The following is a 10,902-nucleotide window of genomic DNA, read 5'->3' on the forward strand; positions in this document are numbered from 1 at the left end:
GCAAGCTGATATCAAATCGACGCAGGGCACATCGTAACACGCGCGTTCGGAACGATGCGCCCCGGGCCTCATTCGACCGACAGTTGCAACGCCATCTGCGAACGCTCGGCTTCGCCGTTCTGGTCGCGGTCCAGTTGCGAGGCCGGTGCGAGACGCGCGCGTTCGAGCGCATCGAGGTAAGCCGGCGTGATGCTGCCGGTGATGTAGTTGCCGTCGAAGCACGAGGCCTCGAAGCTCTTGAGCTCCGGGTTGATGTCGCGCACCGCGCGGCGCAGATCGTCGACGTCCTGATAGATCAGGTAATCGGCGCCGATCATCTTCGCCACTTCTTCGTCGGTGCGGCCATGCGCGACCAGTTCGTTGCGCGTGGGCATGTCGATGCCGTACACGTTCGGGAATTTCACGGGCGGCGCGGCCGACGCGAAGATCACCGATTTCGCGCCGGAATCGCGCGCCATCTGCACGATCTCGTGCGAGGTGGTGCCGCGCACGATCGAATCGTCGACGATCAGCACGTGCTTGTCCTTGAACTCGATGCTCATCGCATTGAGCTTCTGGCGCACCGACTTCTTGCGCACGGCCTGGCCCGGCATGATGAAGGTGCGGCCGACATAGCGGTTCTTGAAGAAGCCTTCGCGATATTCCACGCCCAGCTTGGCCGCCACCTGCATCGCGGCGGGCCGCGACGAATCGGGAATCGGCATCACGACGTCGATCGGCACGTCCTTCAGTTCGCGCTTGATCTTCTCGGCGAGGTAATCGCCCATGCGCAGGCGCACGTTGTAGACCGGCACGCCGTCGAGGCACGAATCCGGGCGCGCGAGGTAGACCCACTCGAACATGCAGGGATTCAGGCTCGGATTTTCCGCGCACTGCTGGCTGTGGAAGCCGCCGTCGTTGCTGATGAAGATCGCCTCGCCCGGCGCGACGTCGCGCACGAACTCGAAGCCGATGCCTTCGACCGCCACCGATTCCGACGCCACGATCCATTCGACGCCCTGCTCGGTTTCGAGCTTGCCGATGCACAGCGGGCGGATGCCGAACGGGTCGCGGAACGCCACCATGCCGTGGCCGGCGATCTGCGAAACGATCGCGTACGAGCCTTGCGCGCGGCGGTGCACGCCCGACACGGCCTTGAACACCGCGGCCGGATCGAGCTCGAGGCCGGTGGTCGCCAGTTGCAATTCGTGCGCGAACACGTTCAGCAGCACTTCGCTGTCCGAATTCGTGTTGATGTGGCGGCGATCGATGCGGAACATCTCGTCCTTGAGCTGTTCCATGTTCGTCAGGTTGCCGTTGTGCGCGAGCACGATGCCGAACGGCGCGTTGACGTAGAACGGCTGCGCCTCGGCTTCGCTCGACGCCGAACCGGCCGTCGGGTAACGCACCTGGCCGATGCCGCTGGTACCCGGCAGGCTGCGCATGTTGCGCGTGCGGAACACGTCGCGCACCATGCCGTTGGCCTTGTACATATGGAAGTTGCTGCCGTCCGCGGTCACGATACCGGCTGCGTCCTGACCGCGATGCTGCAGCAGCAGCAGGCTGTCATAGATGAGCTGATTGACCGGGGAATGAGAGATAACGCCTACGATGCCGCACATGGCATGGTCCTTCAAGGATACAAAAACGGTTTCGGCTGCTGCGTACTCAAATATGGATATACGCAGCCAGCCCGTCGGGCAAGTACGGCTTCAGCTCATGCACGCCTTGCACGGCGAGGGGACGCAACAGCGCGTTGCGCCAGAAATCCTGTTTCGGCAGATCGGTCAGCCCGGCTGCCGCCACCAGCGCCAACACCAGCAGCACGCCGCGCATCAGCCCGAACAGCAGCCCGAGCGAGCGATCCACGCCGCCGAGGCCGGTGGCCTGCGCCAGCCGCGAGAGCAGCGCATTCGCCACGCCCGCCACCAGCACCACGCCGATCACGAGCCCGCCGAACGCGACGACCCACTGGGTCAGCGCGCCGCCCGGCCAGTTGGACGGGATATACGGCAGCACCACGCCGACATAACGGCACGCGATGATGAACGCCGCGATCCAGCCGATCAGCCCGAACACCTCGGACACGAAGCCGCGCCACGCACCGCGCAACGCCGACAGCAGAATCACCGCCATCACGGCGTAATCGAATACTGTGAACATCGCCGCCTTACTGGGTCAGGCCGGCATCGCGCACCTTCGCGATGGCGGCCGATGCCGCTGCGCGATCGGCGAACGGGCCTGCTCGCAGCAGGGTAGCGACGCTGCCATCGGCCTGCTTGCGACGTTCGACATATGCGGGCACGCCCGCCGATTTCAACTTGGCGGCCCAGCCGCGGGCCGTGGCTTCATTCGTGAACGACCCCAACTGCACCGCAAAGCGCGCGCCGGCCGGCGAAGACGGCGAGGCGCCGTTCGCGGCCGCGGCCTGCTCGGCATCGTCCTGGGATGGCGGTTCGACGGCGGGCTTGGCCTGTGCGACCGGCGGCTTCGCCGCGGGTGCCGGCTTGGCGGCCGCCTGTTGCTGCGGTTTCGCGGCGGGCGCGGCCGGCGGCGTTGCCTTGGCGCCGGTGCTGGCCGCGTCGGCGGCCTGCGCCGTCTGCGTGTCGTCGGTGGCGCCCGGCGGCGCGTCGTGCGCGACGCCGGCCTGCGTATCGACGGGATCGTCGTTGCGGGCCGGGGCCGCCTGCGCCGGCTTGTTCGGGATATCGATGGCGATGTCGCTCGTGACCGGCTTCGGGTGCGCATCGAGCACCATCGGCAGCACGATCACGGCGGCGACCACGAGCGCGATCGCGCCAACCAGACGCCGGCGCGCACGTTGTTTCTCGGGGAGGGTCGGGTCGAGCAGCAGCGCGTCCGATTCAGGGCGCTCCGCGCGACGCGTGCGCCGCTCGGTGCGTTCTCCGCGAGCGGCCCGTGTGGAGCCGGATCTCGACCCGCGCCGGGGCGGCGCGTCGTCGTCTTTCTTTTTGCCGAACGAGAAGATTCCCATGTATGGCTGATCCGAACTGCCCGTCAGTGTTGCTGCGATTTACGGTAGGCCATGACGCCCGCCACCGTATAAAAACTACCGAAGACCACGATTCTATCATTCTCCGAGGCCCGTTTCAGGGCATCTCGAAAAGCGTCCGCGGGCGTTGCGTAGTGCGTGACACTGCTGTCGGGGCCGTTTTCGACACCGGCTTCGCGCAGCGACGCTTCGAGCGATGCGGCCGTGGCCGCACGCGGCAGCGGCAGATCGGTCACGCACCAGTGATCGATCTCGCCCTTCAACTGCTTGAGCACGCCGGCGATGTCCTTGTCGCGCATCGCGCCGAACACCGCGTAAGTGTACGGAAAGAAACCCATATTGCCGAGGTTTTGCGCGAGAACGGCCGAGGCGTGCGGGTTATGCGCAACATCGAGCACGATCGCGGGCTTGCCCGGCAGTACCTGAAAGCGCCCCGCCAGCTCGACGTTCGCCAGGCCGAGGCGGATGTCCTGCGCCGACACCGGCAGACGCGAGCGCAGCGATTCGAGCGCGGCCAGCGCGGCCGAGGCGTTGATCAACTGGTTCGCGCCGCGCAGCGCCGGATAGGCAAGCGCGGGATAGCGCTTGTCGCGGCCGAGATAGCTCCACTGCTGGCGCTCGTTGCCGGCCTGCGCTTCATAGCGGAAATCGCGCCCGACCAGCCACAGATCGGCGCCGATCGCGTTGGCGTGATCGATCAGCGTCTGGGGGGGCGACGGATCGCCGCAGATCGCCGGCGTATCGGCGCGGAAGATGCCGGCCTTCTCGAACGCGATCTTCTCGCGGGTATCGCCGAGGTATTCGGTGTGATCGATGTCGATGCTGGTGACGATCGCGCAATCGGCGTCGAGGATGTTCATGGCGTCGAGCCGGCCGCCCAACCCCACTTCCAGGATCACCGCGTCGAGCCCGCTTTCGGCGAACAGGCGCAGGATCACCAGCGTCGTGAATTCGAAATACGTGAGCGTGACCGGCTGCGCCAGGCTCAGCCGCGCCGCCTCGACCGCCTCGAAATGCGGCAGCAGCACATCGTCCGGCACATTCTCGCCACCGATTCGCGCGCGCTCGTTGAAGGCGATCAGGTGCGGCGACGTGTGGCAACCGACGCGATAGCCGGCCTTGAGCAGGATCGTCTCGAGAAACGCGCAGGTCGAGCCCTTGCCGTTGGTGCCGCCGACCGTGATCACCGGGCACGAGAACGACAGCCCGAGGGCGTCCTTGACCTGGCCGATGCGGGCGAGGCCCATGTCGATGCCGACCGGATGCGCGGATTCGAGATGCGAAAGCCACGCGTCGAGAGTGGGAAATGTGCTCATCTGTGCGACTGCAAACCGGAAAAGAAGCGGGAAAAGTGCGAATCGGCGCACCGCGCCGAAAAACGAAAAACGCGCCGCCCGGCCGGGCCGGACGACGCGTCGGCGGATGCCGCGCGGCGCTTACGCGAGCGCGTCGGCCGGCTGGCGCTGCAGCAGCGCGAGCAGTTGTGCGATTTCGTCGCGCATGTTGCGGCGGTCGACGATCATGTCGATGGCGCCGGCCTTCAACAGGAATTCCGAGCGCTGGAAGCCTTCCGGCAGCTTCTCGCGCACCGTCTGCTCGATCACGCGCGGGCCAGCGAAGCCGATCAGCGCCTTCGGTTCGGCGATCACCACGTCGCCGAGGAACGCGAAGCTGGCGGACACGCCGCCCATGGTCGGATCGGTCAACACCGAGATGAACGGCAGCTTGGCTTCCGACAGCTTGGTCAGCATGGCGGTGGTCTTGGCCATCTGCATCAGCGACAGCAGGCTTTCCTGCATCCGCGCGCCGCCCGAGGCCGTCACGCAGATGAACGGCACGTGTTGTTCGAGTGCGTTCTGCGCGCCGCGCGCGAAGCGCTCGCCGACCACCGAACCCATCGAACCGCCCATGAACGAGAATTCGAAACAGGCCGCGACCACCGGCAGCGTGCGGATCGCGCCGCCCATCACCACCATCGCGTCGGTTTCGCCGGTTTCCTCCATCGCTTCCTTCAGGCGATCGGGATACTTGCGGCTGTCCTTGAACTTCAGCGTATCGACCGGCACGATTTCCTGACCGATTTCATAGCGGCCTTCCGGATCGAGCAGCGCATCGAGGCGCTCGCGCGCGCCGATCCGCATGTGGTGATCGCACTTCGGGCACACATGCAGATTGGCCTCGACGTCGGAGCGGTACAGCACGGCCTCGCAAGACGGGCACTTGACCCACAGCCCCTCGGGGATGCCCTTGCGGCTCTTGGGGTCGGTCTGCTTGATCTTCGGCGGCAACAGCTTGTCGAGCCAGCTCATGTGTGGTTTCCCTGTTCAGAACGGGCCGGATCGATCCGGCTCGTATTCGGTGTTTCTGATGATGCGCGTGACGGCCGGGGCGGCGCTACGGCAACCCCGGCGGCCCTTCTTACGCGGCCTTGGCCCCGCCGTCCAGCGCGGCGCGCACCTCGGCGATGAATGCCTTCAGCGTGCCCACGGCGGCTTCCGGCGCGGCTTCCTCGAGCAGTTGCACGAGGCGGCTGCCGATCACGACCGCATCGGACACTTCGGCCACCGCACGCGCCGTGGCGGCGTCGCGAATGCCGAAGCCGACGCCGACCGGAACCGGTACGCGCGACTTGATGGCCGGGATTTTACCCGCAATGCTGGAAACATCCAGATTTCCGGCGCCGGTCACCCCTTTCAGCGACACGTAATAGACGTAGCCGCTCGCAATCCGCCCGACTTGCGCCATGCGCTCCTCGGTGGAGGTGGGTGCCAGCAGAAAAATAGGGTCGATACCGGAAGCGCGCATCGTGGCGGCGAATTCCTCCGCCTCCTCCGGCGGATAGTCCACCACCAGCACGCCGTCCACGCCGGCCGCGCTGGCGGCTTCGGCGAAGGCCTGCGCGCCCATGCGCTCGATCGGATTGGCATAGCCCATCAGCACGACGGGCGTGGCGTCGTCGCGTTCGCGGAAGCGCTTGACGTCGTCGAGCACGTGCTTGAGCGTGACGCCGCGCGCGAGCGCGCGCTCCGACGAGCGCTGGATCACCGGGCCGTCGGCCATCGGATCCGAGAACGGCACGCCGAGCTCGATCACGTCGGCACCGCCTTCGGCCAGCGCGTGCATGAATTCGACGGTTTTCGCCGGGTCCGGATCGCCGGCCGTCAGGAACGGAATCAGGCCCTTGCGGCCCTGGGCGGCGAGTGATGCGAAAGTTTTCTGGATACGGGACATGGTGTCACTTTCCTGGATTCGGTCGCGATCGGCGGGCGTCAGTCGTCGACTGGTTCGGCCGCCGGCGCGGCGAGCACGTTCACGCGCTCGCGCGCGATCGCGCAATAGCTTTCATTGATCTCGTAGCCGACGAAGCGGCGTCCGTGTCGCGCACACGCCACGGCCGTCGTGCCGCTGCCCATGAACGGGTCGAGCACGAGGCCGCCCGGCGGGCAGCTCGACAGCACCATCCGCTCGACCATCTCGAGCGGCTTCTGGGTCGGATGGTCGACGCGCTCGGCGTGCTGCCGGTGCAGGCGCGAAATCGACCAGACGTCCTTCGGGTTGTAGCCCATCTCGAGCCACTTGCTGCCTTCGAACAACTTGCGCGAACGGGCCTTCTTCGTTTCGGCATCGTAGGGAATGCGAACCGGATCGAGATCGAAGTAATAGCCCTTCGATACCGCGAAAAACCCGATGTTGTCGTGCACCGACGTGTAGCGGCGCGTGGTGCCGCCCATGCTCGGCACGCGCCGGTCCCAGATGATCTCGTTGATCATCGTGAGACGCGTCTTCAAATAGCTGAAGATTTCCGGCGCGTATTGCCAGGTGCAGAACACGTAGAGCGAACCGCTCGGCTTGAGCTTCGGAATCGCCAGATCGAGCCACTGGCGCGTCCACGCGAGATGCGCGTCGCCCTGCAGCTTGTCCGAGTCGTTGCCGTAGTCCTTGCCGAGCCCGTAGGGCGGATCGGCGACGATCAGGTCGATCGACGCATCCGGCAGGTTCGCCGCATCCATCAGGAAATCGCGGTGATGCAGGTCGAAGCCGGGCGGCAACGCATGGGCGGGCGCGGCGGCCGAAGCCGCCCCGCTTTCGCTTGCCGCGCCGCCGCCCGGCGCCTCGATCAGGTCGCGCATGCGGGCGTCAGAGCACGATGCCGCCGCGCTCGGCGACGGTATGCATGTCCTTGTCGCCGCGGCCCGACAGGTTGACGAGCAGGATCTTGTCCTTCGGCAACGTGGCGGCCAGCTTCGCGCCGTAGGCGATCGCGTGGCTCGACTCGAGCGCCGGGATGATGCCCTCGATCCGGCAGCAGTCGTGGAACGCCTTCAGCGCTTCCTCGTCGGTGATCGGCACGTACTGCGCGCGGCCGCTGTCCTTGAGCCAGGCGTGCTCGGGGCCGACGCCCGGGTAGTCGAGGCCCGCCGACACCGAATGCGTCTCGATGATCTGGCCGTCGGCATCCTGCAGCAGGTAGGTGCGGTTGCCGTGCAGCACGCCGGGGCTGCCGCCCGTCAGCGACGCCGCGTGACGGCCGCTGTCGAGGCCGTCGCCGGCCGCTTCGACGCCGATCAACTGCACCGAGGCGTCGTCGATATACGGATAGAAGATGCCCATCGCGTTCGAACCGCCGCCCACGCAGGCGATCACGGCGTCGGGCTGACGGCCCGTCATTTCGGGCATCTGCACCTTGCACTCGTCGCCGATCACGCGCTGGAAATCGCGCACCATCATCGGGTACGGGTGCGGGCCGGCCACCGTGCCGATGATGTAGAACGTCGATTCGATGTTCGTGACCCAGTCGCGCATGGCTTCGTTGAGCGCGTCCTTCAGCGTGCGCGAGCCCGATTCCACGGGCACCACGGTCGCGCCGAGCAGCTTCATGCGGTAGACGTTGGCGGCCTGGCGGCGCACGTCTTCCGCGCCCATGTAGACCACGCACTCCATGCCGAAGCGCGCGCAGATGGTGGCCGTGGCCACGCCGTGCTGGCCCGCGCCGGTTTCGGCGATCACGCGCTTCTTGCCCATCCGGCGCGCGAGCAGCGCCTGGCCGATCACGTTGTTCACCTTGTGCGCGCCCGTGTGGTTCAGGTCTTCGCGCTTCAGGTAAAGCTGCGCGCCGCCGAGCATGTCGGTCCAGCGTTGTGCGTGGTAGATCGGCGACGGACGGCCGACGAAGTGCTTCAGTTCGCGATTGTATTCGGCGACGAATTCGGGGTCGGCCTGGTAGCGCTCGTAGGCGACGCGCAGCTCGTCGAGGGCGTGAATCAGCGTTTCGGCGACGAACACGCCGCCATACGGGCCGAAATGGCCGCGATCATCAGGAAGGTTGTACATGCTTGTCTCTCTATCGGACGACGCGGCAGGCGCCGCGCCGGCATTCAGCTCACCGGGCGTCCGCGTCGCGCACTGCGCTCACGAACGCCGCCATACGGGCGTGATCCTTCACGCCCTTCTCGCCCGGTACTTCGATGCCACTGGAGACATCGACCGCGTACGGGCGGATCTGGCGTATCGCATCACCGACGTTTTGCGCGTTCAAGCCACCACTCAAAACGGCCCGACGCGCGAGCTCTGCGGAAATAAGAGACCAATCGAAGACCTTGCCGCTGCCGCCGTAGTCCGGCACATGGGTGTCGAACAACAAGCCGCAGGCTGTCGAATAGTGAAGTGCCGATTCTACCAAATCGGCGCGCTGCGTCGAGATGCCAACGCGCAACGCCCGCATCCACGGCAAACGCGCCACGCGGGCCAGCTCGATGCACTGCGCCGGGGTTTCGTCGCCGTGGAACTGCAGCATGGTGAGCGGCACCGCGTCGAGCACGCGCGCGAGCTCGTCGGCCGTCGCGTTGACGAACAGGCCGACCGCCGACACGAACGGCGGAACGCGCCGCACCAGTTCGGCCGCCTGTTCGATCGTGACCGCACGCGGGCTTTTCGGGTAGAACACGAAGCCGACCGCATCGGCGCCGAGCGCGACGGCGTGATCGACATCGGCGGGACGGGACAGCCCGCACAGCTTGATGCGGGTACGGGCCTGGGGGGCGGTGGAAAGCGGCGTGGCGGTCATCGTGGTGCGTCCTGCAACGGTACGGCGGATTCGGTTACGGCTGGGATCGGGCGCGTGAGCGCGGTGCGGAGATCAGGCACCGGCGGGTACGCCCGGCGGCGCGTCGAGATCGGCCCAGACCGTGCTCCAGGGCACGCTGCCGAGCTGCGCCGGCGGCACCGCGAATTCGTCAGGATAGCCGACATGCGCGAGATACAGGCCGTCCGGCATGAAAGTGGGGGCGGCGCGGTCGCGATTGCGCGCGGCGAGCACCTCGGCCATCCAGTCGGACGGATATCGGCCGCGCCCCACCGCCACGAGGCACCCCATCAGGTTGCGCACCATGTGATGGAGGAACGCGTTGGCGCGAAACCGGAAATGGATGAAGCTGCCCGACGGCCGGATGTCGATCTGGTACAGATGCTTGACCGGCGTTTTCGACTGGCATTCCGACGAGCGGAACGACGAAAAGTCGTTCTCGCCGATCAGGTGCTGCGCGGCTTCGCGCATCGCGTCGACATCGAGCGGCGTGTGGATCCAGCCGGCGCGCGCATTCAGCATCGGCGAGCGGAACGCGTGCACGTAGAGCGCGTAGTAATAGGTGCGCTCGAACGCGGCGAAACGCGCGTGGAACGTGTCCGGCATCGGCTTGGCCCACTGCACGGCCACCGTCGGCGGCAGGAAGGCGTTGGTGCCGCGCACCCACGAGAAATCGGCGCGCGAAAGCGCCGTATCGAAATGGACGACCTGGCCGAGGCCATGCACGCCGGTATCGGTTCGCCCCGCCACCACGGTCTGCAGCGGCACCAGCGCAAATGCCTTCAGCGCCTGCTCCAGCGTGTCCTGCACGGTGTTGCGGTGCGGCTGGGATTGCCAGCCGCAGAACGCCGCGCCGTCGTACTGAATGCCCAGTGCGATTCGCATTACGTGGCGTCGGCAAGCTTGGCCAGCATGGCGCGCGCTGCCTCTTGCGTGCCCGGGCGGTTGGCGTCGATCACTTCGCCGAGCAGCGCGCGCGCGCCGTTCAGATCGCCGAGCTCGACATATTCGGCGGCCAGTTCGAGCTTGTTGTGCGCGATGCGATCGAGCGCGGCGTCACTCGGCGGCGGAATCGACGCGCTCGGGCCCACCGGCAGATCCAGATCGAAGTCGAGATTCAGCGCGCCGAACTGCGCGGCGCCGAGCGATCCGAAGCCGGCCGGCGCACGATTGCCGGGCGCCGGGGCGGCGGCTTCGTCGTCGAGCGGGATCTCATCGTCGAGATGATCAGGCCCCAAATCGATTCGAGGCGGTTCGCTGCCTGCCTGCCCTGCCGGCTGCGATACCACCGGCGACGCCGGCACATCGCGGCCGAATGCCGGGAGGGTCGACGTGGATAGACTGTTAGTTGCGTTATGCGGCGTGAAATCGAAGGCCGCGCCCGGCACGCCCGCACGCGGCGGCAGGGGCATGTCGAGGCTGTCGAGCGCGGAAATCGCATCGGCCGGAAATTCGTGCGCGGGCACGCCGGACGAGGCGCTACTGGTCAATTCGTTCAATTCGGTCAAGGTGGTGAGATCGACGGGCACGACCGGCGCAGCCTCGAGCGGCGCGGGCGCGATCCCGTAATCGGGTTGGCTCGACTGCGGTGCGATCGCGTCGGGTGTGGTGTCGTGGGCGGCCGCCTCGGCCGCCGGTGCTGCGGGTTCGGCCGCCGGGGGCGGCGGTAGCGAGTCGGACAGCGCGATGGCTGCGCCCGGGGGCGCGGGTTCTTCAGCCGGCGCCTCGCGATGGGCCGGTTCAGGCTGCGCGTCGTGCGTTGCCGCCAGTGACTCGGCAGGCACCGGCGGCGCCACGCTCGGTTGACGCTCGACCGCCTCGGCGGCGA

At 66.9% G+C, this 10,902-nt stretch carries 11 protein-coding genes; all 11 read right to left on the reverse strand.

The genetic code is table 11. The features are described 5' to 3' along the window. Window positions 1–68 precede the first annotated feature (68 nt). Window positions 69–1,601, reverse strand: coding sequence for an amidophosphoribosyltransferase (gene purF, locus G3N92_RS06710; protein WP_206126676.1), 1,533 nt, complete (start codon window positions 1,599–1,601; stop codon window positions 69–71). A gap of 46 nt (window positions 1,602–1,647) precedes the next feature. After that, entirely contained in the window at window positions 1,648–2,142 is a 495-nt protein-coding gene (locus G3N92_RS06715; RefSeq protein ID WP_206126677.1) for a CvpA family protein, read from the reverse strand. A gap of 7 nt (window positions 2,143–2,149) precedes the next feature. Then, window positions 2,150–2,974 carry an SPOR domain-containing protein gene (locus tag G3N92_RS06720; RefSeq protein WP_206126678.1) on the reverse strand — a complete coding sequence of 275 codons (825 nt, stop codon included), beginning with the start codon at window positions 2,972–2,974 and terminating at the stop codon, window positions 2,150–2,152. A gap of 23 nt (window positions 2,975–2,997) precedes the next feature. After that, window positions 2,998–4,308: a bifunctional tetrahydrofolate synthase/dihydrofolate synthase gene (folC, locus tag G3N92_RS06725; protein ID WP_206126679.1), complete on the reverse strand. Its 1,311-nt coding sequence runs from the start codon at window positions 4,306–4,308 to the stop codon at window positions 2,998–3,000. A 120-nt stretch (window positions 4,309–4,428) separates the two neighbouring features. Continuing rightward, the gene (gene accD / locus G3N92_RS06730; RefSeq protein ID WP_206126680.1) at window positions 4,429–5,301 is read right to left on the reverse strand and encodes an acetyl-CoA carboxylase, carboxyltransferase subunit beta; all 873 of its coding nucleotides are present in this window, start codon (window positions 5,299–5,301) and stop codon (window positions 4,429–4,431) included. 109 nt (window positions 5,302–5,410) lie between these two features. Then, window positions 5,411–6,223: a tryptophan synthase subunit alpha gene (gene trpA, locus G3N92_RS06735; protein ID WP_206126687.1), complete on the reverse strand. Its 813-nt coding sequence runs from the start codon at window positions 6,221–6,223 to the stop codon at window positions 5,411–5,413. A gap of 38 nt (window positions 6,224–6,261) precedes the next feature. Next, complete coding sequence (locus G3N92_RS06740) at window positions 6,262–7,122, reverse strand: site-specific DNA-methyltransferase (protein ID WP_206126681.1); 861 nt, start codon at window positions 7,120–7,122, stop codon at window positions 6,262–6,264. A 7-nt stretch (window positions 7,123–7,129) separates the two neighbouring features. Continuing rightward, a complete protein-coding gene (trpB, locus tag G3N92_RS06745; protein WP_206126682.1) occupies window positions 7,130–8,323 on the reverse strand; it encodes a tryptophan synthase subunit beta in 1,194 nt (397 codons plus the stop codon). Window positions 8,324–8,372: 49 nt separating this feature from the next. Beyond that, window positions 8,373–9,056 (reverse strand): phosphoribosylanthranilate isomerase, encoded by a 684-nt coding sequence (locus G3N92_RS06750; protein WP_206126683.1) that lies wholly within the window; start codon window positions 9,054–9,056, stop codon window positions 8,373–8,375. Window positions 9,057–9,128: 72 nt separating this feature from the next. Further along, window positions 9,129–9,959 carry a tRNA pseudouridine(38-40) synthase TruA gene (truA, locus tag G3N92_RS06755; protein WP_206126684.1) on the reverse strand — a complete coding sequence of 277 codons (831 nt, stop codon included), beginning with the start codon at window positions 9,957–9,959 and terminating at the stop codon, window positions 9,129–9,131. Beyond that, on the reverse strand, window positions 9,959–10,902 hold a 944-nt coding region (locus tag G3N92_RS06760), incomplete at its 5' end, for a FimV/HubP family polar landmark protein (RefSeq protein WP_277396138.1). The genes truA and G3N92_RS06760, both read right to left, overlap by 1 nt.

The sequence above is a fragment of the Burkholderia sp. Ac-20379 genome (genome assembly GCF_017104645.1).
Classification (GTDB): domain Bacteria; phylum Pseudomonadota; class Gammaproteobacteria; order Burkholderiales; family Burkholderiaceae; genus Burkholderia.

What these genes read in the sequence shown, in the direction of transcription:
- trpB (WP_206126682.1), bottom strand. Translation starts at nt 8,323, where the DNA reads ATGTACAACCTTCCTGATGATCGCGGCCATTTCGGCCCGTATGGCGGC.
- G3N92_RS06720 (WP_206126678.1), bottom strand. Translation starts at nt 2,974, where the DNA reads ATGGGAATCTTCTCGTTCGGCAAAAAGAAAGACGACGACGCGCCGCCC.
- purF (WP_206126676.1), bottom strand. Translation starts at nt 1,601, where the DNA reads ATGTGCGGCATCGTAGGCGTTATCTCTCATTCCCCGGTCAATCAGCTC.
- G3N92_RS06750 (WP_206126683.1), bottom strand. Translation starts at nt 9,056, where the DNA reads ATGACCGCCACGCCGCTTTCCACCGCCCCCCAGGCCCGTACCCGCATC.
- folC (WP_206126679.1), bottom strand. Translation starts at nt 4,308, where the DNA reads ATGAGCACATTTCCCACTCTCGACGCGTGGCTTTCGCATCTCGAATCC.
- trpA (WP_206126687.1), bottom strand. Translation starts at nt 6,223, where the DNA reads ATGTCCCGTATCCAGAAAACTTTCGCATCACTCGCCGCCCAGGGCCGC.
- truA (WP_206126684.1), bottom strand. Translation starts at nt 9,959, where the DNA reads ATGCGAATCGCACTGGGCATTCAGTACGACGGCGCGGCGTTCTGCGGC.
- accD (WP_206126680.1), bottom strand. Translation starts at nt 5,301, where the DNA reads ATGAGCTGGCTCGACAAGCTGTTGCCGCCGAAGATCAAGCAGACCGAC.
- G3N92_RS06740 (WP_206126681.1), bottom strand. Translation starts at nt 7,122, where the DNA reads ATGCGCGACCTGATCGAGGCGCCGGGCGGCGGCGCGGCAAGCGAAAGC.
- G3N92_RS06715 (WP_206126677.1), bottom strand. Translation starts at nt 2,142, where the DNA reads ATGTTCACAGTATTCGATTACGCCGTGATGGCGGTGATTCTGCTGTCG.